19 protein-coding genes and 3 tRNA genes are annotated in these 25,837 nt (G+C 67.3%); 19 read left to right on the top strand and 3 right to left on the bottom strand.

Going from position 1 to position 25,837, the window contains the following annotated elements:
- Positions 1-92 precede the first annotated feature (92 nt).
- The 10 genes from ACUN0C_RS06120 (at position 93) to ACUN0C_RS06075 (ending at position 12,633) form a co-directional block, all read left to right on the top strand.
- A tRNA-Trp gene (locus tag ACUN0C_RS06120) sits at positions 93-168 on the top strand.
- A 108-nt stretch (positions 169-276) separates the two neighbouring features.
- Entirely contained in the window at positions 277-474 is a 198-nt protein-coding gene (gene secE / locus ACUN0C_RS06115) for a preprotein translocase subunit SecE (RefSeq protein WP_445465450.1), read from the top strand.
- A gap of 19 nt (positions 475-493) precedes the next feature.
- Positions 494-1,024: a transcription termination/antitermination protein NusG gene (gene nusG / locus ACUN0C_RS06110; protein ID WP_445465423.1), complete on the top strand. Its 531-nt coding sequence runs from the start codon at positions 494-496 to the stop codon at positions 1,022-1,024.
- Positions 1,025-1,125: 101 nt separating this feature from the next.
- Positions 1,126-1,554, top strand: a complete 429-nt coding sequence (rplK, locus tag ACUN0C_RS06105; RefSeq protein ID WP_445465422.1) for a 50S ribosomal protein L11 — start codon at positions 1,126-1,128, stop codon at positions 1,552-1,554.
- A gap of 4 nt (positions 1,555-1,558) precedes the next feature.
- On the top strand, positions 1,559-2,257 hold the full coding sequence (gene rplA, locus ACUN0C_RS06100) for a 50S ribosomal protein L1 (RefSeq protein WP_445465421.1): 699 nt from the start codon (positions 1,559-1,561) through the stop codon (positions 2,255-2,257).
- A gap of 367 nt (positions 2,258-2,624) precedes the next feature.
- The gene (gene rplJ / locus ACUN0C_RS06095; protein ID WP_445465420.1) at positions 2,625-3,143 is read left to right on the top strand and encodes a 50S ribosomal protein L10; all 519 of its coding nucleotides are present in this window, start codon (positions 2,625-2,627) and stop codon (positions 3,141-3,143) included.
- A gap of 53 nt (positions 3,144-3,196) precedes the next feature.
- Positions 3,197-3,577 carry a 50S ribosomal protein L7/L12 gene (gene rplL, locus ACUN0C_RS06090; protein WP_445465419.1) on the top strand — a complete coding sequence of 127 codons (381 nt, stop codon included), beginning with the start codon at positions 3,197-3,199 and terminating at the stop codon, positions 3,575-3,577.
- 138 nt (positions 3,578-3,715) lie between these two features.
- Positions 3,716-7,879: a DNA-directed RNA polymerase subunit beta gene (gene rpoB / locus ACUN0C_RS06085; RefSeq protein ID WP_445465418.1), complete on the top strand. Its 4,164-nt coding sequence runs from the start codon at positions 3,716-3,718 to the stop codon at positions 7,877-7,879.
- 124 nt (positions 7,880-8,003) lie between these two features.
- Positions 8,004-12,203, top strand: a complete 4,200-nt coding sequence (rpoC, locus tag ACUN0C_RS06080; RefSeq protein ID WP_445465417.1) for a DNA-directed RNA polymerase subunit beta' — start codon at positions 8,004-8,006, stop codon at positions 12,201-12,203.
- Between the two features lie 103 nt (positions 12,204-12,306).
- Positions 12,307-12,633, top strand: a complete 327-nt coding sequence (locus ACUN0C_RS06075) for a YnfA family protein (protein WP_445465416.1) — start codon at positions 12,307-12,309, stop codon at positions 12,631-12,633.
- 154 nt (positions 12,634-12,787) lie between these two features.
- On the opposite strand, the gene glnA is transcribed toward ACUN0C_RS06075, so the two are convergent.
- Positions 12,788-14,197, bottom strand: coding sequence for a type I glutamate--ammonia ligase (gene glnA, locus ACUN0C_RS06070; protein WP_445465415.1), 1,410 nt, complete (start codon positions 14,195-14,197; stop codon positions 12,788-12,790).
- Positions 14,198-14,255: 58 nt separating this feature from the next.
- The gene (locus ACUN0C_RS06065; RefSeq protein WP_445465414.1) at positions 14,256-14,594 is read right to left on the bottom strand and encodes a P-II family nitrogen regulator; all 339 of its coding nucleotides are present in this window, start codon (positions 14,592-14,594) and stop codon (positions 14,256-14,258) included.
- A gap of 198 nt (positions 14,595-14,792) precedes the next feature.
- On the opposite strand from ACUN0C_RS06065, the gene ACUN0C_RS06060 reads away from it, so the two are divergent.
- The 9 genes from ACUN0C_RS06060 (at position 14,793) to ACUN0C_RS06020 (ending at position 23,851) form a co-directional block, all read left to right on the top strand.
- Positions 14,793-16,274, top strand: coding sequence for an NAD(P)H-hydrate dehydratase (locus ACUN0C_RS06060; RefSeq protein WP_445465413.1), 1,482 nt, complete (start codon positions 14,793-14,795; stop codon positions 16,272-16,274).
- Positions 16,275-16,349: 75 nt separating this feature from the next.
- The gene (locus ACUN0C_RS06055) at positions 16,350-16,511 is read left to right on the top strand and encodes a hypothetical protein (RefSeq protein WP_445465412.1); all 162 of its coding nucleotides are present in this window, start codon (positions 16,350-16,352) and stop codon (positions 16,509-16,511) included.
- A gap of 119 nt (positions 16,512-16,630) precedes the next feature.
- Positions 16,631-16,715 (top strand) — tRNA-Leu (locus ACUN0C_RS06050).
- Between the two features lie 71 nt (positions 16,716-16,786).
- On the top strand, positions 16,787-18,262 hold the full coding sequence (tig, locus tag ACUN0C_RS06045) for a trigger factor (RefSeq protein ID WP_445465411.1): 1,476 nt from the start codon (positions 16,787-16,789) through the stop codon (positions 18,260-18,262).
- Between the two features lie 240 nt (positions 18,263-18,502).
- Positions 18,503-19,147 (top strand): ATP-dependent Clp endopeptidase proteolytic subunit ClpP, encoded by a 645-nt coding sequence (gene clpP, locus ACUN0C_RS06040; protein ID WP_445465410.1) that lies wholly within the window; start codon positions 18,503-18,505, stop codon positions 19,145-19,147.
- 127 nt (positions 19,148-19,274) lie between these two features.
- Entirely contained in the window at positions 19,275-20,561 is a 1,287-nt protein-coding gene (gene clpX / locus ACUN0C_RS06035) for an ATP-dependent Clp protease ATP-binding subunit ClpX (RefSeq protein WP_445465409.1), read from the top strand.
- Between the two features lie 226 nt (positions 20,562-20,787).
- Positions 20,788-23,217, top strand: a complete 2,430-nt coding sequence (lon, locus tag ACUN0C_RS06030) for an endopeptidase La (RefSeq protein WP_445465408.1) — start codon at positions 20,788-20,790, stop codon at positions 23,215-23,217.
- Positions 23,218-23,398: 181 nt separating this feature from the next.
- Positions 23,399-23,674 (top strand): HU family DNA-binding protein, encoded by a 276-nt coding sequence (locus ACUN0C_RS06025; RefSeq protein ID WP_445465407.1) that lies wholly within the window; start codon positions 23,399-23,401, stop codon positions 23,672-23,674.
- Between the two features lie 101 nt (positions 23,675-23,775).
- Positions 23,776-23,851 (top strand) — tRNA-Val (locus ACUN0C_RS06020).
- 4 nt (positions 23,852-23,855) lie between these two features.
- Here the strand turns inward: ACUN0C_RS06020 and ACUN0C_RS06015 are convergent.
- The gene (locus tag ACUN0C_RS06015) at positions 23,856-25,721 is read right to left on the bottom strand and encodes a potassium/proton antiporter (protein WP_445465449.1); all 1,866 of its coding nucleotides are present in this window, start codon (positions 25,719-25,721) and stop codon (positions 23,856-23,858) included.
- Positions 25,722-25,837: the final 116 nt, after the last annotated feature.

The following is a 25,837-nucleotide window of genomic DNA, read 5'->3' as shown; positions in this document are numbered from 1 at the left end:
GTGATCGATCGCGTGCGGTGAGGTGCCGCTTGTGAGGCGGCGCCCGATCCTGCATATAGGGCCCGGGCGGCTGGACCGCCCGGGATCCTCGTAGGGGTGTAGCTCAGCTGGTAGAGCACCGGTCTCCAAAACCGGTGGTCGGGGGTTCGAGTCCCTCCGCCCCTGCCAATTCGCGCGCCGCGCGGCCTATGGCCTTGCGCTTGGCGATGAAGTTGCATAGATAGGAGGTTCGAAGGCGCGCGATTGCATCAGTCGCGCGCCTTTGAGTTCGGCGGCATGGCAAAGACAAATCCGTTCCAATTCGTTCAGCAGGTCCGCTCGGAGGCGGCCAAGGTCACGTGGCCGACGCGCCGCGAGACGATGATCACGACCGCGATGGTGTTCGTGATGGTGCTGCTGGCGGCCTTGTTCTTCTTCGTCGCCGATCAGGTATTGGGCTGGGGCGTGGGATTGCTCCTCGGCGCCGTAGGCTGACGGGAGCGGATCGGAAGCGATGGCGAAGCGCTGGTATATCGTCCACGCATACTCGAATTTTGAGCGGAAGGTCGCAGACTCCATCCGCGAGAAGGCGGCGACCGCCGGGCTCGAGCACCTCATCGAGCAGATCATGGTGCCGACCGAGAAGGTCGTCGAGGTGCGCCGCGGCCGCAAGGTCGATTCGGAGCGAAAGTTCTTCCCGGGCTACGTGCTCGTGAAGATGGACATGACCGATCAGGCCTACCACCTGATCAAGAACATCCCGAAGGTGACCGGGTTCCTCGGCGCGGACAACAAGCCGATGCCGATCCCGGATGCCGAGGCGGAGCGCATCATCGCGCAGATCCAGGAGGGCGTGGAGCGGCCGAAGCCGTCCATCAGCTTCGAGATCGGCGAGCGCATCCGGGTCGCCGACGGGCCGTTCGCCTCCTTCGAGGGCAATGTCGAGGAAGTGGACGACGAACGGGCGCGGCTCAAGGTGGCCGTGTCGATCTTCGGCCGACCGACCCCGGTCGAGCTGGAATACGGTCAGGTCGAGAAGCTCTGACCGTCGCGTGGCAGGCCTGCGAACCCGAGCCATCGGATCGCGACAAGGGCCGCACCACGATACTCGAGAGCCGGCCCGCGGGCCGGGAAACGGAGTTCTGAATGGCAAAGAAGATTACCGGGTACCTGAAGCTTCAGGTTTCCGCGGGTTCCGCGAACCCGTCGCCGCCGATCGGGCCCGCGCTCGGTCAGCGCGGCCTCAACATCATGCAGTTCTGCAAGGAGTTCAACGCCGCTTCCGCCGACATGGAGAAGGGCTCGCCGGTTCCGGTCGTCATCACCATCTTTGCGGACCGCTCCTTCAGCTTCGAGATGAAGACGGCGCCGGTCAGCCACTTCCTGAAGAAGGCGGCCGGCATCCAGAAGGGCGGGCAGGCGCCGGGCCGCACCACGAGCGGCCGCGTGACGCGCGACCAGGTGCGGCAGATCGCCGAGCAGAAGATGAAGGATCTGAACGCGCAGAACGTCGAGGCGGCGATGCGCATGGTCGAGGGTTCCGCCCGTTCCATGGGCCTGGAAGTGGTGGAGTAGGGCCATGGCGAAGGTTGGCAAGCGCATCCGGACGCTCCGCGGGGGGATCGACCGGGACAAGCTCTACACGCTCGAGGATGCGGTGAAGCTCGTGAAGGAGCGCGCCGTGGCGAAGTTCGACGAGACGGTCGAGGTCGCCCTCAACCTCGGCGTCGACCCGCGTCACGCGGACCAGATGGTGCGCGGCGTGGTGAACCTGCCGAACGGCTCGGGCCGGACGGTGCGGGTCGCCGTCTTCGCGCGCGGCGAGAAGGCGGACCAGGCGAGTGCGGCGGGCGCCGACGTGGTCGGCGCGGAGGACCTGGTCGAGCAGGTGCAGAAGGGCGAGATCAACTTCGACCGCTGCATCGCGACGCCGGACATGATGCCGCTCGTCGGCCGGCTCGGGAAGATTCTCGGCCCCCGCGGCATGATGCCGAACCCGAAGGTCGGCACGGTGACGGCGGACGTCGCGCAGGCCGTCAAGGACGCCAAGGGCGGCGCCGTGGAGTTCCGCGTCGAGAAGGCCGGCATCATCCATGCCGGCGTCGGCAAGGCGTCGTTCTCCAACGAGGCGCTCCTGGAGAACATCCGCGCGCTCGCCGACGCGGTGAGCCGGGCCAAGCCGTCGGGCGCCAAGGGCACCTATCTGAAGCGCATCGCCGTGGCCTCGACGCAAGGCCCCGGCGTGAAGGTCGATCCGGCTTCGCTGGCGGCGGGCTGAGATTGAAGAGTTTTCGTCCGGTCCTTCGGGCCGGGCGGCTTTTCGCCCGGGGCAACCCGGGCGGAAATGGCCGGCGGGGCAACCCGTCCGGCCATGTCCTGTCCGAGACTGCAGGTGAGCATTCGCTCCTAAGCCCTTATCGGGCCTGCATGAGACGGGGGTGAAGGAATCGCGGAGGCGCGCTTCGGCGCACCTCGACCGGTTCGAACCTCTCTCGTCCTCCGTTCCCGCAAGGAATGGAGGCCCGTGCTCCTTGGGGCCGGGGACAGGCGCACACCGTCGCCCGATCCCCTCGGCAACGAGACCGGGCGACAATGGCGAAACGGTCCGGCGACCGAGGTCGACGGGCCAGATGAGGACAGAGGCAGTGGATAGAGCGCAGAAGAGCGAGATGGTGACGCATCTCCACGACGTGTTTTCGAACACGGGCGTGGTGGTGGTCGCCCACTATTCCGGCCTGACCGTCGCCCAGATGACGACCCTCCGGTCGCGCATGCGGGATGCGGGGGCCAGCCTCAAGGTCGCCAAGAACCGCCTCGCCAAGCTCGCCCTGAAAGGCACGGACGCAGAACACATCAGCGACCTGTTCCAGGGACCGACGGTCATCGCCTATTCGGCCGATCCCGTCGCGGCGCCGAAGGTGGCCACCGATTTCGCGAAGGCGAACGAGAAGTTCGTCGTTCTCGGCGGTGCCATGGGTCGGACCAACCTGGACGCAACCGGTGTCGAGGCGCTCGCCAAGATGCCGTCGCTCGATGAACTGCGCGCCCGCATCGTCGGCATGATCAACACGCCGGCCACGCGGATCGCGGGTGTTCTGCAGGCTCCGGGCGGACAGCTTGCGCGCGTCCTTTCGGCCTACGCCACGAAGGATGAGGCGGCCTGAGGCCGATCTTGAACCAAGACCCGAACGGGTTCGAACCGATAGGAAGTACGAAAATGGCTGATCTTGCGAAGATTGTTGACGACCTCTCCAGCCTGACCGTCCTCGAGGCGGCCGAGCTCTCCAAGATGCTCGAGGAGAAGTGGGGCGTGTCGGCCGCGGCTCCGGTCGCGGTGGCTGCGGCTCCTGGCGCGGGCGCCGCCCCGGCCGAGGCGGTCGAGGAGAAGACGGAGTTCGACGTCGTCCTGACGGCCGCCGGCGACAAGAAGATCAACGTCATCAAGGAGGTCCGCGCGATCACCGGTCTCGGCCTGAAGGAGGCCAAGGATCTGGTCGAGGGCGCTCCGAAGACGGTGAAGGAAGCTGTCGCGAAGGCCGAGGCCGAGGACCTCAAGAAGAAGCTCGAGGAAGCCGGCGCGAAGGTCGAGCTGAAGTAAGGGCTTTCACAAGACCGGACGCGGGCTTCTGCCCGCGTCCCAGCCACGCGGCGAACGCCGCGCGGCTGTCCCGACGGATGCACGAGCGCGTGCGGCCCTCCGGACAGCCGTCCGCACAAAGACTTGCGAGGATTTCTCATGGCGAACTCGATCACAGGCGTCAAGCAGGTGAGCTTCTCGGGCCGGCGGCGTATCCGCAAGTTCTTCGGCCACATCACGGAAGCGGCCGAGATGCCCAACCTCATCGAGGTTCAGAAGTCGTCCTACGACCAGTTCCTGATGGTCGAGGAGCCGAAGGGCGGCCGCGGCGACGAGGGCCTGCAGGCCGTGTTCAAGTCGGTCTTCCCGATCAGCGACTTCGCCGGCACGGCCATGCTCGAGTTCGTGCGCTACGAATTCGACGCGCCGAAGTACGACGTCGACGAGTGCCGGCAGCGCGACATCACCTACGCCGCGCCGCTCAAGGTCACGCTGCGCCTCATCGTGTTCGACGTCGACGCCGACACCGGCGCGAAGTCGGTCAAGGACATCAAGGAGCAGGACGTCTACATGGGCGACATTCCGCTCATGACCGAGAACGGCACGTTCATCGTGAACGGCACCGAGCGCGTCATCGTCTCGCAGATGCACCGTTCGCCGGGCGTATTCTTCGACCACGACAAGGGCAAGACGCACTCCTCCGGCAAGCTGCTCTTCGCCGCCCGCATCATCCCGTATCGCGGCTCCTGGCTCGACATCGAGTTCGACGCCAAGGACATCGTGCATGCCCGCATCGACCGGCGCCGGAAGATCCCGGTGACGTCGCTGCTGATGGCGCTCGGCATGGACGGCGAGGAGATCCTCGCGACCTTCTACGACCACGTCACGGCGACCCGTGACGGCGACGGCTGGCGCGTGCCGTTCGATCCGGACAAGCTGCGCGGCGCCAAGCCGACCGAGGACCTCATCGACGCCGCGACCGGAGAGGTCGTGGTGGAGGCCGGCAAGAAGGTGACGGCGCGCACCGCGCGCCAGATCAAGGAGAAGGGCGTCATTGCGCTGCGCGTGAGCGCGGAGGCGCTGATCGGGCGCTATCTCGCCGAGGACATCGTCAACTACCAGACCGGCGAGATCTATGCCGAGGCGGGCGACGAGATCTCCGACAAGACGCTTGCGCGCTTCGAGGAGATCGGGCTGACGGATGTTCCGCTGCTCGAGATCGACCACGTCAACGTGGGCGGCTACATCCGCAATACGCTTGCGGCCGACAAGAACGAGAACCGCGAGGACGCGCTGTTCGACATCTACCGGGTGATGCGCCCGGGCGAGCCGCCGACGGTCGACACGGCCGAGGCGATGTTCCAGTCGCTGTTCTTCGATTCCGAGCGCTACGACCTCTCGGCCGTCGGCCGCGTGAAGATGAACATGCGCCTCGACCTCGACGCGGAGGACACCGTCCGCATCCTGCGCAAGGAGGACATCCTGGCGGTCATCAGGACGCTGGTCGACCTTCGCGACGGCCGCGGCGAGATCGACGACATCGACAATCTCGGCAACCGGCGCGTCCGCTCGGTCGGCGAGCTGATGGAGAACCAGTACCGGGTCGGGCTGCTGCGCATGGAGCGCGCGATCAAGGAGCGCATGTCGTCGGTCGAGATCGACACGGTCATGCCGCAGGACCTCATCAACGCGAAGCCCGCGGCGGCCGCGGTGCGCGAGTTCTTCGGATCCTCGCAGCTCTCGCAGTTCATGGACCAGACCAACCCGCTCTCGGAGATCACCCACAAGCGGCGCCTGTCCGCGCTCGGCCCCGGCGGCCTCACCCGCGAGCGCGCCGGCTTCGAGGTGCGCGACGTCCACCCGACCCATTACGGCCGGATCTGCCCGATCGAAACGCCGGAAGGCCCGAACATCGGCCTGATCAACTCGCTCGCCACGTTCGCGCGCGTCAACAAGTACGGCTTCATCGAAAGCCCGTACCGGCGCATCGTCGACGGGCGGGTCAGCGACGAGGTCGTCTACCTGTCGGCCATGGAGGAGGCGAAGTACACGGTCGCCCAGGCCAATGCGCCGCTCGACGAGGAGGGCCGGTTCATCAACGAGCTGGTGACCTGCCGCCATAGCGGCGACGTCTCGATGGTCGCCCGCGAGAAGGTCGACCTCATGGACGTGTCGCCGAAGCAGCTCGTCTCGGTGGCCGCGGCGCTCATCCCGTTCCTGGAGAACGATGACGCCAACCGGGCGCTCATGGGCTCCAACATGCAACGCCAGGCCGTGCCGCTGGTGCGCGCAGAGGCGCCGTTCGTCGGCACGGGCATGGAGCCGATCGTGGCGCGTGATTCGGGCGCCGCCATCACCGCCCGGCGGACCGGCATCATCGACCAGGTCGACGCCACCCGCATCGTGGTGCGGGCGACCGAGGACCTCGACGTCACCCAGTCCGGCGTCGACATCTACCGGCTGCAGAAGTTCCAGCGCTCCAACCAGTCGACCTGCATCACGCAGCGTCCGCTGGTGCGCGTCGGCGACCGCGTCGCCAAGGGCGAGGTGATCGCGGACGGGCCCTCGACCGACCTCGGCGACCTCGCGCTCGGCCGCAACGTGCTCGTCGCGTTCATGCCGTGGAACGGCTACAACTTCGAGGATTCCATCCTGCTCTCCGAGCGGATCGTCTCCGACGACGTCTTCACCTCGATCCACATCGAGGAATTCGAGGTGATGGCGCGCGACACGAAGCTCGGGCCGGAGGAGATCACCCGCGACATCCCGAACGTCTCGGAGGAGGCCCTGAAGAACCTCGACGAGGCGGGCATCGTCTATGTCGGCGCCGAGGTGAACCCGAGCGACATCCTGGTCGGCAAGATCACGCCGAAGGGCGAGAGCCCGATGACGCCGGAGGAGAAGCTGCTCCGCGCCATCTTCGGTGAGAAGGCGTCCGACGTGCGCGACACGTCGCTGCGGATGCCGCCCGGCGCCTACGGCACGGTGGTCGAGGTCCGCGTCTTCAACCGGCACGGCGTCGAGAAGGACGAGCGCGCCATGGCGATCGAGCGGGAGGAGATCCAGCGGCTCGCCAAGGACCGCGACGACGAGCAGTCGATCCTCGACCGCAACATCTACGGCCGCCTCGCCGACATGCTGAAGGGACAGGTCGCCACTTCGGGGCCGAAGGGCTTCAAGAAGGGCGTCGAGGTCACCGACGAGGTGCTCGCCGAGCATCCGCGGTCGCAATGGTGGCAGTTCGCCGTCGCCGACGACCAGCTGATGACCGCGGTGGAGGCGCTCAAGGCGCAGTACGACGAGAGCCGCAAGCGCCTGGAGAGCCGCTTCATCGACAAGGTCGAGAAGCTGCAGCGCGGCGACGAGCTGCCGCCCGGCGTGATGAAGATGGTCAAGGTTTTCGTCGCGGTGAAGCGCAAGATCCAGCCCGGCGACAAGATGGCCGGCCGCCACGGCAACAAGGGCGTGGTGTCGAAGATCGTGCCGGTCGAGGACATGCCGTTCCTGGAGGACGGCACGCATGTCGATATCGTGCTGAACCCGCTCGGCGTGCCGAGCCGCATGAATGTCGGGCAGATCCTCGAGACGCATCTCGGCTGGGCCTGCGCGGGCCTCGGGCGGAAGATCGGCGAGCTGGTCGAGGAGTACCGTCGGAGCGGCGACGCCGCGAATCTCCGCGGCATGCTGACCGACATCTACGGCGACAACGCCAAGAACGAGCCGGTCCCGCAGTTCGACGAGGAATCCACGGTGCGCCTCGCCGAGCAGCTGACGCACGGCGTCCCGATCGCGACGCCGGTCTTCGACGGCGCCAAGGAGGAGGACATAGTCCGCCTGCTGGAGAAGGCCGGGTTGAGGACGTCGGGGCAGAGCCGTCTCTTCGACGGGCGCACGGGCGAGGAGTTCGACCGCAACGTCACGGTGGGCTACATCTACATGCTGAAGCTGCACCATCTGGTCGACGACAAGATCCACGCCCGCTCGATCGGGCCGTACTCGCTCGTCACCCAGCAGCCGCTGGGCGGCAAGGCGCAGTTCGGCGGGCAGCGCTTCGGCGAGATGGAGGTGTGGGCACTGGAAGCCTACGGCGCGGCATATACCTTGCAGGAGATGCTGACGGTGAAGTCGGACGACGTCGCCGGGCGCACGAAGGTCTACGAGGCGATCGTGCGCGGCGACGACACCTTCGAGGCGGGCATTCCGGAGAGCTTCAACGTGCTCGTGAAGGAGATGCGCTCGCTCGGCCTCAACGTCGACCTGCAGGACACGGCCAACAGGCCGCAGCTGCCGGACGACTACAGCCAGCGCGACGCCGCCGAATGACGGGACCACGCATGCCGGGACGCTTAGGCGTCCCGGCCGGAATTCGTGAAATCAGCGCCGCGACCAGCGCGCGGCCGTCAGCCCTCCCGGCGAGGGCATGCCGAAACGGCGAAGGAGTGACCGCATGAACCAAGAGGTCATGAACATCTTCAACCCGCAGGTCCAGGCTCAGACCTTCGATCAGATCCGCATCTCGATCGCCAGTCCCGAGAAGATCCTGTCCTGGTCCTACGGCGAGATCAAGAAGCCGGAGACGATCAACTACCGGACCTTCAAGCCGGAGCGCGACGGCCTGTTCTGCGCGCGGATCTTCGGGCCGATCAAGGACTACGAGTGCTTGTGCGGCAAGTACAAGCGGATGAAGTACAAGGGCATCATCTGCGAGAAGTGCGGCGTCGAGGTCACGCTCGCGCGCGTGCGCCGCGAGCGCATGGGCCACATCGAGCTCGCCGCCCCGGTCGCGCACATCTGGTTCCTGAAGTCGCTGCCGTCCCGGATCGGCCTCATGCTCGACATGACGCTGAAGGACATCGAGCGCGTGCTCTATTTCGAGCACTACATCGTCGTCGAGCCGGGCATCACGCCGCTCAAGGAGAAGCAGCTCCTGACCGAGGACGAGTTCCTCCAGGCGCAGGACCAGTACGGCGCCGACAGCTTCACCGCCATGATCGGCGCGGAGGCCGTGCGCGAGCTCCTGATGCAGCTCGACCTCGAGAAGGAAACCGCGCGCCTCCGCCAGGAGATCGCGGAATCGAAGTCCGAGCTGAAGCCGAAGAAGCTCGCCAAGCGCCTGAAGCTGATCGAGGCGTTCATCCAGTCGGGCAACCGGCCGGAATGGATGATCATGACGGTCGTGCCGGTGATCCCGCCGGACCTCCGCCCGCTCGTGCCGCTCGACGGCGGCCGCTTCGCGACGTCGGACCTCAACGACCTCTACCGCCGCGTCATCAACCGCAACAACCGCCTGAAGCGGCTGATCGAGCTGCGCGCGCCGGACATCATCATCCGCAACGAGAAGCGGATGCTGCAGGAGGCCGTCGACGCGCTGTTCGACAACGGCCGCCGCGGCCGCGTCATCACGGGCACCAACAAGCGCCCGCTGAAGTCGCTGTCCGACATGCTGAAGGGCAAGCAGGGCCGCTTCCGGCAGAACCTGCTCGGCAAGCGTGTCGATTATTCCGGCCGCTCGGTGATCGTGGTGGGCCCGGAGCTGAAGCTGCACCAGTGCGGGCTGCCGAAGAAGATGGCGCTCGAGCTGTTCAAGCCGTTCATCTACGCGCGCCTCGACGCCAAGGGCTTCTCGTCCACCGTCAAGCAGGCGAAGAAGCTCGTCGAGAAGGAGAAGCCGGAAGTCTGGGACATCCTGGACGAGGTCATCCGCGAGCATCCGGTGCTCCTGAACCGTGCGCCGACGCTGCATCGCCTCGGCATCCAGGCGTTCGAGCCGGTGCTGATCGAAGGCAAGGCGATCCAGCTGCATCCGCTGGTCTGCGCGGCCTTCAACGCCGACTTCGACGGCGACCAGATGGCCGTGCACGTGCCGCTCAGCCTCGAGGCGCAGCTCGAGGCCCGGGTGCTGATGATGTCGACGAACAACATCCTGCACCCGGCCAACGGGCAGCCGATCATCGTGCCGTCGCAGGACATCGTGCTCGGCCTCTACTACCTGTCGCTCATGCAGGAGAACGAGCCGGGCGAGGGCATGGCGTTCGGCTCGATCGGCGAGCTGCACCATGCGCTCGGGGCGGGTGTGGTGACGCTGCACTCCAAGATCCGGGGCCGCTACCGCTCGGTCGATGCCGACGGCAAACAGACCTCGAACATTTACGAGACGACGCCCGGACGCATGCTGATCGGCGAGCTGCTGCCGAAGCATCCGAACGTCCCCTTCGACATCTGCAACAAGCTGATGACGAAGAAGGAGATCAGCCGGATGATCGACACGGTCTACCGGCACACCGGGCAGAAGGAGACGGTCATCTTCTGCGACCGGATCATGCAGCTCGGCTTCACGCAGGCCTGCAAGGCCGGCATCTCGTTCGGCAAGGACGACATGGTCATCCCGGAGACGAAGGCCGGGCTGGTCGAGGAGACGCGCAAGCTCGCGACCGAGTACGAGCAGCAGTACAATGACGGCCTGATCACCCAGGGCGAGAAGTACAACAAGGTCGTCGACGCCTGGGCCAAGTGCACCGACCGCGTCGCCGACGAGATGATGAAGCGGATCCAGGCGGTCGAGTTCGATCCGGAGACCAAGCGGCAGAAGCAGATCAACTCGATCTACATGATGTCGCATTCCGGGGCGCGCGGCTCGCCGGCCCAGATGAAGCAGCTCGCCGGCATGCGCGGCCTGATGGCCAAGCCGTCGGGCGAGATCATCGAGAGCCCGATCATCTCGAACTTCAAGGAAGGCCTGTCGGTGCTGGAGTACTTCAACTCCACGCACGGAGCCCGGAAGGGCCTCGCCGACACCGCGCTGAAGACGGCCAATTCCGGCTACCTGACGCGGCGCCTCGTCGACGTGGCGCAGGACGCCATCATCAGCGTCGACGATTGCGGCACCGAGCGCGGGCTGACGATGCAGGCCATCGTCGATGCCGGCCAGGTGATCGCATCGCTCGGCGCCCGCGTCCTCGGCCGGACGACGGCGGAGGAGGTCACGGATCCGCGCAGCGGGGAGCTGATCATCGGGCGCAACGAGCTGATCGACGAGCGGCACGTAGAGGCGATCGAGACGGCCGGCATCCAGGCGATCAAGATCCGCTCGGTGCTGACCTGCGAGACGAAGTACGGCGTCTGCGGCCGCTGCTACGGCCGCGACCTGGCCCGCGGCACGCCCGTCAACATGGGCGAGGCCGTCGGCGTCATCGCCGCGCAGTCGATCGGCGAGCCGGGCACGCAGCTCACCATGCGCACGTTCCACATCGGCGGGACGGCGCAGGTGGTCGACCAGTCCTTCGTGGAGTCGAGCTTCGAGGGCAAGGTGGTGATCCGGAACCGCGCCGTGGTGCGGGATTCCGAGGGCCGCCTGGTCGTCATGGGCCGCAACATGCAGGTGGTTATCCTGGACGAGGCGGGCGAGGAGCGGGCGAGCCATCGCGTCAGCTACGGCGCGCGCATCTACGTCGACGAGGGCGACACCATCCGGCGCGGCCAGCGCATCGCGGAATGGGATCCGTACACCCGGCCGGTGCTGACGGAAGTCGGCGGCGTCGTCGAGTTCGAGGATCTCGTCGAGGGTGCGTCGGTGATCGAGTCGGCCGACGAATCGACCGGCATCACCAAGCGCCAGGTCGTCGACTGGCGGGCGAACCCGCGCGGGGCGGGGCTCCGCCCGGCGATCGTCATCCGCGCGGCGGACGGCGAGATCATCAAGCTGGAGCGCGGCGGCGACGCCCGGTACCAGCTGTCGGTGGACTCGATCCTCTCCGTCGAGCCGGGCGCGAAGGTCAATCCGGGCGACGTTCTCGCGCGTATCCCGCTCGAGAGCGCCAAGACGCGCGACATCACCGGCGGTCTGCCGCGGGTGGCGGAGCTGTTCGAGGCCCGTCGGCCGAAGGACCACGCGGTCATCGCCGAGATCGGCGGCACGGTGCGGTTCGGGCGCGACTACAAGAACAAGCGCCGGATCATGATCGAGCCGCTCGAGGAAGGGGCGGAGCCGGTCGAGTACCTGATCCCGAAGGGCCGGCCGTTCCATCTCCAGGAAGGCGACACCATCGAGAAGGGCGACTACATCCTGGACGGCCTGCCGGCCCCGCACGACATCCTGGCCATCAAGGGCGTCGAGGAACTGGCGGCCTACCTCGTCAACGAGGTGCAGGAAGTCTACCGGCTGCAGGGCGTGCTCATCAACGACAAGCACATCGAGGTGATCGTCCGGCAGATGCTGCAGAAGGTCGAGATCACGGATGCCGGCGAGAGCGACTTCATCGCCGGCGAGCAGGTCGACCGTATCGAGCTCGACGAGGTGAACGAGAGGCTGGCGGAGGAGGGCAAGAAGCCCGCGTCCGGCAACCCGGTCCTGCTCGGCATCACCAAGGCGAGCCTGCAGACGCGGTCGTTCATCTCCGCCGCCTCCTTCCAGGAGACGACGCGGGTGCTGACCGACGCCGCCGTGAACGGCAAGATCGACTCGCTCGAGGGGCTCAAGGAGAACGTCATCGTCGGCCGCCTCATCCCGGCCGGCACGGGCGGCACGATGAACCGCCTGCGTTCGGTGGCCGGACGCCGCGACGAGCTGATCCTCGAGGAGGAGAAGAAGCGCTCGGCCATGGCCGCGCAGTCCGCGCTCCCGGACCTCTCGACCGCCCCCGCCGAGTAGGGGACGCCGGTGAGGCCGGCCGGACGGCGGCACCTGCCGCCGGCCCATATGTCTGAGAGAGCCCGCCGGACCATCCGGCGGGCTCTTGCATGAGGCGACCGGCGTGCAGACAGCCATCGCGTTCATTCTCGCCGCGCTCGCGGAGATCGCGGGCTGTTTCGCGTTCTGGGCCTGGATCAGGCTCGACCAGTCCGCCCTGTGGCTCGTCCCGGGCGCGGCGTCGCTCTTCATCTTCGCCTATGCGCTGACCTTCGTGGAGGCGGACGCCGCCGGCCGGGCATACGCGGCGTATGGCGGCATCTATATCGGCGCGTCGCTGCTTTGGCTGTGGGTGGTCGAGGGCCTGCGTCCCGACCGCTGGGACCTCACCGGCGCGCTCGTCTGCCTGCTCGGCGCGGCGATCATCCTGCTCGCCCCGCGCCCGGCGTGACGCCCTCCGGCGCCGCCATGATCTCGGCCAAGGAGGGGCAGGAGCCGGGTTCGAGACGGCGAGACGAAAAAAAGGGGCCGGCTCGTAGCCGACCCCTCGTCGCCCCCACGCGCCGCAGGCTGAAGGAGCCTCCGGGCGAGCGCTGCGCGCGCCCTCAGACGCTGTAGTACATGTCGTACTCGACCGGGTGCGGCGTCATCTCGTAGCGCATGTTCTCCGCCATCTTGATCTCGATGTAGGAGTCGATCTGGTCGTCGTCGAAGACGCCGCCGGCCTTCAGGTATTCGCGATCCGCGTCGAGGCTCGCGAGTGCCTCGCGCAGCGATGCGCAGACCGTCGGGATCTCCTTCAGCTCGGCCGGGGGCAGGTCGTAGAGGTCCTTGTCCATCGCGTCGCCGGGATGGATCTTGTTGCGGATGCCGTCGAGCCCGGCCATCAACATCGCCGTGAAGGCGAGGTACGGATTGGCCGAGGGATCCGGGAAGCGGACCTCCACGCGCTTCGCCTTCGGCGAGTTCGTGTAGGGGATGCGGCACGACGCCGAGCGGTTGCGCGCCGAGTAGGCGAGGAGCACCGGCGCCTCGTAGCCCGGCACGAGCCGCTTGTAGGAGTTCGTCGACGGGTTGGTGAAGGCGTTGAGCGACTTCGCGTGCTTCAGGATGCCGCCGATGTAGAACAGGCACTCCTCGGACAGGTCGGCATAGCGGTTGCCGGCGAAGACCGGCTTGCCGCCCTTCCAGATCGACTGGTGGACGTGCATGCCCGTGCCGTTGTCGCCGAACACCGGCTTCGGCATGAAGGTCACGGTCTTGCCGTAGGCCTGCGCGGTCTGGTGGATGCAGTACTTGTAGATCTGCATGTTGTCGGCGGTCTTCACGAGCGTGTCGAACTTCATGCCGAGCTCGTGCTGGGCGGCCGCCACCTCGTGATGGTGCTTCTCCACCGGCACGCCCATCTGCGCCATGTACATGAGCATATCGGAGCGCAGGTCCTGGCAGGAATCGATCGGCGGGACCGGGAAATAGCCGCCCTTCGTGCGCGGCCGGTGGCCGAGGTTGCCGCTCTCGTATTCCGAGGCGGTGTTGGTCGGCAGCTCGCTGGAATCCACCTCGAAGCCGGTCCGGTACGGATCGGTGGAGAAGCGGACGTCGTCGAAGATGAAGAACTCGGCCTCGGGGCCGAAATAGGCGGTGTCGCCGATCCCGGTCGACTGCAGGTAGGCGAGGCCCTTCTTGGCCGTCGTGCGCGGATCGCGGTTGTACGGCTCGCCGGTCGAGGGCTCGAGGATGTCGCAGAAGATCGCGACCGTCGGCTGCGCGAAGAACGGGTCGATCTGCGCGCTCTCCGGATCGAGCATCAGCGTCATGTCGGACTCGTTGATCGCCTTCCAGCCGGCGATCGAGGAGCCGTCGAACATGACGCCCTCGGCGAACATCTCCTCGTCGACGATCGACACGTCCATGGTGACGTGCTGCATCTTGCCCTTCGGATCGGTGAAGCGCAGGTCGACGTACTTCACGTCGTTCTCCCGCATCATCTTCAAAACGTCAGAAGCGTCCGTCATGGTATCCCCTGTCACTTTCTATGCGCTCATCGCCGGCGAGGCCGGCCGGTTGGACTGGTCAGATGGCGTCGAGGCCGCTTTCGCCGGTGCGGATGCGGATTGCCTCCTCGATGCTGGAGATGAAGATCTTGCCGTCGCCGATGCGGCCCGTCTGCGCGGCATTGCGGATCGCCTCGACCGCCCGGTCGACGAGATCGTCGGAGAGCACGACCTCCACCTTCACCTTGGGCAGGAAGTCGACGACGTACTCGGCGCCGCGATAGAGTTCGGTGTGGCCCTTCTGCCGGCCGAAGCCCTTGGCCTCGGTCACGGTGATGCCCTGCAATCCGACCTCCTGAAGCGCCTCCTTCACTTCGTCAAGCTTGAACGGCTTTATGATGGCTTCGATCTTCTTCATCCCACGGGGTGCTCCGGCGCCAAGTTCTGTCTCGCGCTGCAGGTAGCATGAAGCATGCCAAGTCCGGCTGCCGCCGCTTTGGCCGGAAACGACCGCAAAATGGGCGGCTGCGACAGGGGTGTGCAGCGCCTTCCCTTGTACGGCCACAAGCTCCTGACGAGCAATTAGGCAGATGAACAAATCGCAGGCATGTCCCGAATGATCGAGCTGCTCACGCCGGAGGAAATGAATGCGGCCGATCGCCTGGCTGCCGCAGCATTGGGCGGCAGCTATCCGCTGATGCAATCGGCCGGGCGGGCGGTCGCCGAAAGGGCGCTGGAACTCGTCGGCGCCGATGCGGCCGGGATCCTCGTCCTCGCCGGGCCCGGCAACAATGGCGGGGACGGCTTCGTCGCCGCAGAGCTGCTGCGGCGCAGCGGATGCCGTGTCCGGCTCGCGCTCCTCGGGCCGGCGGACAGGCTTTCGGGCGATGCGGCGCGCGCGGCGACGGACTATGGCGGGGCGACGGAGACGCTCACGGCGACGACTGATCTCTCGGGCGACCTGATCGTGGATGCCCTCTTCGGGGCCGGCCTGGCGCGCCCGCTCGACGGGGTCGCGGCGGAGACGGTCGAGCGCGTCAATGCGAGCGGGGCCAAGGTTCTCGCCGTCGACCTCCCCTCCGGCATTCACGGCGCGACCGGGGCAATCTGCGGCACGGCGGTCAGGGCCGACGCGACCGTCACGTTCTTCCGACTGAAGCCGGGCCATCTGCTCCTGCCCGGGCGGCTCCATTGCGGGGCGACCAGCGTCCGCCAGATCGGGATCGACCCGTCGGTGCTCGCCGAGGTGAGGCCCACGCTCTTCCACGACGTGCCGGCGCTGTGGCGGGGGCGATTGCCCGTCCCCCGCGCCGATGCGCACAAGTACCGGCGCGGCCATTGCGTGGTGGTCTCGGGCGGCGCCTCCCATACGGGCGCGGCGCGCCTTGCGGCGCGCGGGGCGCTGCGTGCCGGCGCGGGCCTCGTGACGGTCGCCTCGCCGCCCGATGCGCTGCTCGTCAATGCCGCGCAACTAACGGCGATCATGGTGCGGCCCGTGGCGGACGCGGCGGCGCTGGGCGATCTCCTCGGCGACCGGCGCCTCAACGCGGTGGCGATCGGGCCCGGAGCGGGCGTGAGCGAGGCAACCGCGGAGAGCGTGCTCGCCTGCCTTCGCTCGGAGGCGGCCGTGACGCTCGACGCCGATGCGATCACGGCGTTCGCGGATCGACCCGGCGAGCTCTTCGAAGCGATCGGGCGGCGGCCCGGACCGGTGGTGATGACGCCGCATGACGGCGAGTTCGCCCGCCTCTTCCCCGATCTCACGCAAGCGCCGGGCAAGGCGGAGAAGACCAGGCAGGCGGCCGCGCGGGCCGGCGCGACGATCATCCTCAAGGGCCCGGACACCGTCGTGGCGAGCCCGGATGGGCGCGCCGCCATTACCGACAACGGCCCGCCCTGGCTGGCGACGGCGGGCAGCGGCGACGTCCTGACCGGCATCGCGGCAGGATTGCTGGCGCAGGGCATGGACGCCTTCGAGGCGGCTGCGGCCGCAGTCTGGATGCATGGCGAGGCTGCCCGCCTCTTCGGCCCGGGGCTCATCGCCGAAGACCTGCCGGAACGGCTCCCCGCCGTCCTCGCCGGCCTCTACGGAAGTTAACCAGAACAATACAATTTTATCGAAACGGCGTGCGGCGGCGCTAGCCTGCGGCCTTCTCTTCGGGAGGGGGAGGGCATGATCCGCGCATTCTTTGCCGTTCTGGCGGGGGTCCTCGTGGCGGTGCTGGCCGCGAACGGGGGCCGGATCGGGTGGTTCGACGTCACGGGAATCCCGCTCGCGCTCGTCGCCTTCGTGGTGGCGACCGGCGCAGTGCTCTATTCGCTCCGGCGGATCTGAGGCGCGACCGCCGCGGGGAGGGGCTCGCCGGCCCGCGCGTAGTGACGGATTTGCTTGCCCCTCAGCCCCTTTCACGTTAGGAGCCCGGCCGGACACAGCGCGCTGGCCAGCGGACCGGCGCGGGCGTGGTGGAATTGGTAGACACGCAGGATTTAGGTTCCTGTGGGCTTGCCCGTGGGGGTTCAAGTCCCTCCGCCCGCACCATTCTGCAACGCATGGACGGAGCGACCGGCGGCGAGGCGCACGGGGCGGCACATACAGATCAGGATGAAGTGATGCAGGTCAACGAAACGCTCTCGGACGGGCTGAAGCGCGCGCTCAAGGTCACCATCCCGGCGACCGAGCTTGACAGCCGGCTGTCGCAGCGCCTGGACGAGCTCCGGTCGCGCGTCCGGATCAACGGCTTCCGCCCGGGCAAGGTCCCTGTGGCGCATCTGCGCCGGCTGTACGGCAAGGCGGCGATGGCCGAGATCGTCGAGACCCTCGTCGGCGAGAGCTCCCGCCAGGCGCTGACGGACCGCGGCGAGCGCGCGGCGATGCAGCCCAAGATCGAGATGACCGAGGACGAGGCGGAGGCGAACCGCATCCTCGACGGCGAGGCCGACCTGATCTTCACGCTCGAATACGAGGTCCTGCCGGACTTCGAGCTGCAGGACTACCAGGGGCTGAAGATCGAGCGGCCGGTGGCCGACATCAGCGACGAGGAGGTGCAGGAGCGCCTCAGCCGGATCGCGGAGAGCAACCGCGCCTACGAGGCCGTCGACCGCGCCGCGGAAGAGGGCGACCGCATCACGCTCGGCTATGTCGGCAAGCTCGACGGCGAGCCGTTCGAGGGCGGGAGCGACGAGAACTCCACGATCGTCATCGGCTCCAACCAGTTCGTCCCGGGCTTCGAGGACGGCCTGAAGGGCCTCAAGGCGGGCGAGGAGAAGACCATCGCGGTCACCTTCCCCGAAGGCTATCCGGCGCCGAACCTCGCCGGCAAGGACGTCACCTTCGACGTGACGATCAAGGAAGTCGCCGGTCCGGCGGAGGCGGCGCTCGACGACGAGTTCGCCAAGCGGCTCGGCATCGAGAGCTTCGATCGCCTGCGCGAGCTCATCAAGGGCCAGATCGAGAGCGAGTACGGCGCCGCCACGCGCCAGCGCGTGAAGCGGCAGCTCCTCGACCAGCTCGACGAGCGGCACCAGTTCGGCCTGCCGCAGAACCTCGTCGATCAGGAGTTCGAGAACATCTGGCGGCAGGTGACGCACGACATCGAGCACCACGGCCGGTCCTTCGAGCAGGAGGGCACGACCGAGGAGGCCGCCCGTGCGGACTACCGCAAGATCGCGGAGCGCCGCGTGCGGCTCGGCCTCGTGCTGGCGAAGCTCGGCGAGAAGGCGGAGGTCACCGTCACCGACGAGGAGCTGCAGCGCGCGCTCTACGAGCAGGTCCGCCGCTACCCCGGCCAGGAGCAGCAGGTGCTGCAGTACTTCAAGAGCACGCCGGAGGCGGTCCAGGGGCTGCGCGCGCCGATCTTCGAGGAGAAGGTCATCGACTATCTGCTCGAGCTCGCCGACGTCACCGACAAGACGGTGTCCAAGGAAGAGCTGCTGGCGGAGGACGAGGACGACGGGCTCGGCCACGAGCACCATCACCACCACGATCACGGCCACGCTCATCACGACCACGCGCACGACCACGACCACGATCACGATCACGGCGATCACGATCATGGCGAGGAACACGATCACGGCCGCACGGCCTGACACCGGCCGTCGGCCGGGCACCCACGCGCAAGGGCGGCTTCCGGCGAAGCCGCCCTTTCCGTATCGGGCGCGGCGGATGCGGATCGCGGCATTGCGGCGGGGCGCCGCGTTTGCGCGGCTGCGACCCGCCCCCGCGGCGTCCCTCCGCTCTTGGGTGTGGCCCCAAAGCATCCTATGTAGGGATGAATCGCTGCTGCCGGTTCCGCCTCCGGCGCCCTTCCAGAGTCAGGTGACGATTTGATGAGAGATCCCGTCGACAGCTACATGAACCTGCTCGTGCCGATGGTGGTCGAGCAGACCAATCGCGGGGAACGCGCCTACGACATCTATTCGCGCCTGCTGAAGGAGCGGATCATCTTCGTCACCGGTCCGATCGAGGACCACATGGCGACGCTCATCTGCGCCCAGCTTCTCTTCCTCGAGGCCGAGAACCCGAAGAAGGAGATCGCCATCTACATCAACTCGCCGGGCGGCGTGGTGACGTCCGGCATGGCGGTCTACGACACGATGCAGTTCATCAAGCCGGCCGTGTCCACCCTCTGCATCGGCCAGGCGGCGTCGATGGGCTCGCTGCTCCTGTGCGCGGGCGAGGCCGGCATGCGGTTCGCGCTGCCCAATGCGCGGATCATGGTGCACCAGCCCTCCGGCGGGTTCCAGGGCCAGGCGTCGGACATCGAGCGGCACGCCGAGGACATCATCAAAATGAAGCGACGGCTGAACGAGACCTATGTCAGGCACACCGGCCGCGCCTACGAGGAGATCGAGCGCACGCTCGACCGCGACTATTTCATGACTGCCGAACAGGCACGTGATTTCGGGCTCGTCGATCAGGTCATCACGACCCGCGGCGCGCTCGAACAGGCGGTCCCCGACCGGGAGAAATGATGCCTGCAAGCGTGGCATGCGACGTTAAGTTAATCTTGAAATCTCGCGCCGAAGGATGGTTCGATGCAGCCACGGCGGCCGCGAGCCGGCCGGCGTCGCGGCGCCGGCGCAGTGAACGAGGTCTGACATGAGCAAGATCAGCGGGAGCGGCGGCGGCGAGAGCAAGAACACGCTCTATTGCTCCTTCTGCGGGAAGAGCCAGCACGAGGTCCGCAAGCTGATTGCCGGGCCGACGGTCTTCATCTGCGACGAGTGCGTCGAGCTGTGCATGGACATCATCCGCGAGGAGAACAAGTCCTCGCTGGTGAAGTCGGGCGACGGCGTGCCGACGCCGCTGGAGATCTACGAGGTCCTGAACGACTACGTGATCGGGCAGGAGCACGCCAAGAAGGTGCTCTCGGTCGCGGTGCACAACCATTACAAGCGGCTGAACCATGCCGCGCGCAACAACGACGTCGAGCTGGCGAAGTCGAACATCCTGCTGATCGGCCCGACCGGCTGCGGCAAGACGCTCCTCGCGCAGACGCTCGCCCGCATCCTCGACGTGCCGTTCACGATGGCCGACGCCACCACGCTCACCGAAGCCGGCTATGTCGGCGAGGACGTCGAGAACATCATCCTGAAGCTCCTGCAGTCGGCCGACTACAATGTCGAGCGGGCGCAACGCGGCATCGTCTACATCGATGAGGTCGACAAGATCAGCCGCAAGTCGGACAACCCGTCCATCACGCGCGACGTGTCGGGCGAGGGCGTGCAGCAGGCGCTCCTGAAGATCATGGAGGGCACCGTCGCGAGCGTGCCGCCGCAGGGCGGCCGCAAGCACCCGCAGCAGGAGTTCCTGCAGGTCGACACGACCAACATCCTGTTCATCTGCGGCGGGGCGTTCTCCGGTCTCGACAAGATCATCTCCGACCGCGGCCGCAAGACCTCGATCGGCTTCAGCGCCCGCGTGGCCTCGCCCGAGGACCGCAAGACGGGCGAGCTCTTCCGCCAGGTCGAGCCGGAGGATCTGCTGAAGTTCGGCCTCATCCCCGAATTCGTCGGGCGCCTGCCGGTGGTCGCCACGCTCGAGGATCTCGACGAGACGGCGCTGGTCCAGATCCTGACGGAGCCGAAGAACGCGCTGGTCAAGCAGTACCAGCGTCTGTTCGAGATGGAGACCGTGCAGCTCAACTTCCACGAGGACGCCCTGACGGCGATCGCCAAGAAGGCGATCGAGCGCAAGACGGGCGCGCGCGGGCTGCGCTCCATCATGGAGGCGATCCTGCTCGACACGATGTTCGACCTGCCGGGCCTCGGCGGGGTCGAAGAGGTCGTGATCTCGGCCGACGTCGTGAACGGCAATTCCCGGCCGCTCTACATCTACAGCGAGCGGGCGGACGAGCATCATCAGAATGCAGGCCGCTCCGCCTGAGGGCGGCACCCAAGTGCGGCCCGCGCCCGCCCTCCGGGCGGGCGCCCTTGACTTGGTTCCTTGCGGTTTCCACCTAAGCCGCAACGCAAGGCTCGCGTCAGCACCGACCGCTCGGCCAGACCGCGCTCTCGACCCGGGAGCCGGTGTTCTCGGGAGCGAGCCCTCTCTACACTCCGAATCGCAGGGGCCGATTCATCGGCCTTCCGCGAGATTCAAAGGAAAACCCATGACCGAGAAAACGCGCCTGATCGGTGTCCCGTCCGGGGAGGAGGTCCATCCCGTCCTCCCGCTCCGCGACATCGTGGTTTTTCCCCACATGATCGTGCCGCTCTTCGTGGGCCGCGAAAAGTCGATCAACGCGCTCGAAGAGGTGATGCGCGTCGACAAGCAGATCCTGCTCGCCACCCAGAAGAACGCGGGCGACGACGACCCCGCGCCTGAGGGCATCTACGAGATCGGGACGCTCGCCTCCGTGCTGCAGCTCCTCAAGCTGCCGGACGGCACGGTGAAGGTGCTGGTGGAAGGCCGCGACCGCGCGCAGATCGTGCGCTATCGCGACCGCCAGGACTATTACGAGGCCGAGGCTCGCGTGCTGCCGGAGACGCTCGGCGAGGAGGTCGAGGTCGAGGCGCTCGCGCGCTCGGTGGTGAGCGAGTTCGAGAACTACGTGAAGCTCAACAAGAAGGTGAGCCCGGAAGTCCTCTCCGCGGTCGCCAACATCGAGGACTATTCCAAGCTCGCCGACACGATCGCCTCGCACCTCGCGGTCCGGATCCCTGAGAAGCAGGACATCCTGGCGCTGACCTCCGTCTCCGACCGGCTGGAGAAGGTGCTCGGCATGATGGAGAGCGAGATCTCCGTCCTGCAGGTCGAGAAGCGCATCCGCTCGCGCGTCAAGCGCCAGATGGAGAAGACGCAGCGCGAGTACTACCTGAACGAGCAGATGAAGGCGATCCAGAAGGAGCTCGGCGACGGCGAGGAGGGCCGCGACGAGCTGCGCGAACTGGAGGACCGGATCGGCAAGACGAAGCTCTCCAAGGAAGCCAAGGAGAAGGCCGAGGCGGAGCTGAAGAAGCTCCGGCAGATGAGCCCGATGTCGGCCGAGGCGACGGTGGTGCGGAACTACCTCGACTGGCTGCTCGGCATCCCCTGGAAGAAGCGCTCCAAGGTGCGCAACGACCTCCGCTTCGCCGAGGAGGTGCTGAACGCCGACCATTACGGCCTCGAGAAGGTCAAGGAGCGGATCGTCGAGTACCTCGCCGTCCAGAGCCGCGCGAACAAGCTGAAGGGGCCGATCCTGTGCCTCGTCGGCCCGCCGGGCGTCGGCAAGACCTCGCTCGGGAAGTCGATCGCCAAGGCGACCGGGCGCGAATTCGTGCGCATGTCGCTCGGCGGCGTCCGCGACGAGGCCGAGATCCGCGGCCACCGGCGCACCTATATCGGCTCGATGCCCGGCAAGGTCATCCAGTCGATGCGCAAGGCCAAGAAGTCCAACCCGCTCTTCCTGCTCGACGAGATCGACAAGATGGGCATGGACTTCCGCGGCGACCCGTCGTCGGCGCTCCTCGAGGTGCTCGATCCGGAGCAGAACTCGTCCTTCATGGACCACTATCTGGAGGTCGAGTACGACCTCTCGGACGTGATGTTCGTGACGACGGCGAACACCCTCAACATCCCGGCGCCGCTGATGGACCGGATGGAGCTCATCCGCATCGCCGGCTACACCGAGGACGAGAAGGTGGAGATCGCGCATCGCCACCTGCTTCCGAAGTCGGAGCGGGACCACGGCCTGCGCCCCGGCGAGTTCGAGCTCGAGGAAGGCGCGCTGCGTCAGGTCATCCGGCGCTATACTCGCGAGGCCGGCGTGCGCAACCTGGAGCGCGAGCTCGCGACGCTCGCCCGCAAGGCGGTGAAGGAGCTGCTGACCTCGGACAAGAAGGCGATCAAGGTGACCGAGGAGACGCTCGGCGACTATCTCGGCGTGCCGCGTTACCGCTACGGCGAGGCGGAGCTCGAGGATCGGGTCGGCGTCGTCACCGGCCTCGCCTGGACCGAGTTCGGCGGCGAGATCCTGACGGTCGAGGGCGCCATGATGCCCGGCAAGGGCAAGATGACCGTCACCGGCAACTTGCGCGACGTCATGAAGGAGTCGATCTCGGCGGCGGCGTCCTACGTGCGCTCGCGGGCGGTCGATTTCGGCATCCGTCCGCCGCTCTTCGACAAGCGGGACATCCACGTCCACGTGCCGGAGGGGGCGACGCCGAAGGACGGCCCGTCTGCGGGCATCGCCATGGTGACGGCGATCGTCTCGGTGATGACGGGCATCCCGGTCCGCAAGGACGTGGCGATGACGGGCGAGATCACGCTGCGCGGCCGGGTCCTGCCGATCGGCGGCCTGAAGGAGAAGCTGCTCGCGGCGCTCCGGGCCGGGATCAAGACCGTCCTCATCCCCGAGGACAACGCCAAGGATCTCGCCGAGATCCCCGACAACGTGAAGAGCGGGCTCGACATCATCCCGGTCGCCCGGATGGACGAGGTGATCAAGCACGCGCTCGTCGCCGCGCCCGAGCCGATCGAGTGGACCGAGCCCGAGGAGGGGCCGGCCAAGCCGCTCGTCGCGGAGGAGGATGCGGCCGCCGGCATGGTCGCGCACTGACCGGCAACACATGTGAAAAAAGGGGCCGCCCGGAACTCCGGGCGGCTTTTTTTGTTGCACTTGCCGGATTTCCGGGGTTTTCAGGCTTGCTGAGGCTGAATGAGGGCCGCTGTTGCGCCTCGCCGCGCGGCGCGGCTAGGGGGGAACGCAAACGGTCTCGCAGCAAAAAAGGAGAACGAGGATGAACAAGGGCGACCTTGCCACCGCCGTGGCGGACAAGACCGGAATGTCGAAGTCGGCTGCCAATCAGGCCGTCGAGACGGTTTTCGAGTGCATCACCGACACGCTGAAGAAGGGCGAGGAAGTTCGCATCCTCGGCTTCGGCAACTTCGTCGTTGCCGAGCGGGCTGCCAGCACCGGGCGCAATCCGCAGACCGGCGAGCCGATGGAGATCAAGGCCTCCAAGCAGGCGAAGTTCAAGCCCGGCAAGGGCCTGAAGGACGCCGTGAACGGCTGACCGACCGCATTGGTCGAAGGTCCCGGCCTCGCTCGCGGAGCGGGGCCGTTTTCGTTATGCTTGTCTTGGCCGTGCGCCCCGCCTAGAGCGGGAGGCGCGAAGGGCGGTTAGCTCAGCTGGAAGAGCACCTGGTTTACACCCAGGGGGTCGGCGGTTCGAACCCGTCACCGCCCACCACGCGTCACGGCTCCGGCGGGCGCGGCGGATCCTCGGGCGCCGGGCCGGCGCCCCCCTTGCGCGGGCGGACGGCGCTCCGGATGCGCTCGAGCCGCTGCCGCGCCATCTGCGCGATCTCCACGATGTTGCGCAGGAGAGGCGACTGCGCCATGCCGGCAGGCTCCGGCTCGAGCGCGAGGCCGACGCTTGTCGGCTGGCCGTCCTGGTTGATCTCGCGCACGATCAGGTCGATCGGCCCACAGGCCACGCGGTCGCCGACTTCGGCGCGGCCGCTCAGCCGGCCCCTGATGAAGTCGGCGATGGTCGTCTCCGGCGCCGCCGAGCCGATCCGGGCGCCGTAGGCCGATTGCAGCTCGCCGAGCGTGTGCGTCGGATCGACGGCGAAGGCCCCGAAGAACTCCTCGTCGGCCGGCTGCAGCGTGGCCGGGCTGGCGAACAGCCGGTCGAGCAGCGGCTCGTAGCGCGGCGAGGTGAAGATGTAGAGGTAGTCGCCCGGCTCGATCCGCCCGGCATAGGCGAAGCGGTAGGACTGGCCGTTCCTTACGACGAGCGACGGCCGCGCCCAGCGCGGGATGCGCTCGCCCTTCACCACGGGGCTTTCAGGCGTGACGCGATAGACGATCAACTCGTGGGTGCTGCGGCCGGGGAGGTCGAGCTCGACCTTCTCCACCGGCCCGATCGCCGGCGGCACGACCAGGCCGAGGCGGGTCGCCATCGGCCGGATGGTCCAGCCCTGGACGACGAGCGACGCGATCACGATCAGGAAGGCGGTGTTGAAGAAGACCTGCCCGTTCGGGAGCGCCGCGGCGAGCGGCAGGATCGCGAGCAGGATCGAGACCGCGCCGCGCAGGCCGACCCACGATATGAAGGCGGTCTCGCTCTTGGAGAAGTCGAAGGGCAGGAGGCAGAACCACACGCCGACGGGGCGCGCGACGAAGATCAGGAAGAGGGCGAGAATCGCGGCCGGGAGCGCGATGGCGGGGAACTCGGAGGGCGTCGCGAGCAGGCCGAGCGCCAGGAACATGACGATCTGGGCGAGCCAGGTCAGCCCCTCCTGGAAGCGCTGCAGCGAGGCGAGCTTTTGCAGGCGCCGGTTGCCCGCATAGAGGCCGGCGACGTAGACCGCGAGGAAGCCGCTGCCCTGCAGGAGGCCGGTCAGCGCGAACAGGCTGAGCGAGGCGGCGAGCACGATGATCGGGTAGAGCCCGGCATCCATGTCGAGCCGGTTGATCAGGCGAACGAGCAGGACCCCGCCGACGAGGCCCATCGCGAGCCCCAGGCCCATCTGCGTGAAGAAGGCGACGACGAGCTCGCCGCCGGCATCGCCGATGCCGGAATGCGCCGTGATCAGTTCCACCAGGGTGATGGTGAGGAAGACGGCCATCGGATCGTTGGAGCCGGATTCGATCTCGAGCGTCGAGCGGACCCTGTCGCGCAGCCGGATGCCGCCGACCCTGAGCAGGAAGAACACCGCGGCCGCGTCCGTGGAGCTCACGATCGCGCCGAGGAGAAGCGCCTCCAGCCACCCGAAGCCGTACAGCGCCACCGCGGCGACGGCGAGGAGGCCCGCCGTCAGCAGTACGCCGAGTGTCGCCAGCACAAAGGCCGGCAGCGCGGCCGCGCGGATGGTCGACAGCCGCGTCCCGAACCCGCTGTCGAAGAGGATGATGGCGAGCGCCACCGTGCCGATGGCATAGGCGAGCTCGGCATTGTCGAAGTCGAGGCCGAGCCCGTCCTCGCCGGCGATCAGGCCGACGACCAGGAAGACGAGCAGAAGGGGCGCGCCGAACCGGCGGGCGGCAAGGCTGCTCAGGATCGCAACGGCAATGAGCACCCCGCCGATCAGGATCGAAAGATAGAGGAGATCCAGCAAGGGCGGTGGTCACCGGCGCGAGGGAGGGCAGGGCCCGTGATAACGGCTCGGGACGGCCACCGAAAGAGTGTTCCGGCAAAGGACTTGCCCGTCGGCGCATCGTGCTTGACAGG

This window comes from Faunimonas sp. B44, from assembly GCF_052655945.1.
The sequence above is the reverse complement of the archived record's forward strand: the minus strand, read 5'-3'. Positions and strand labels throughout refer to the sequence as shown.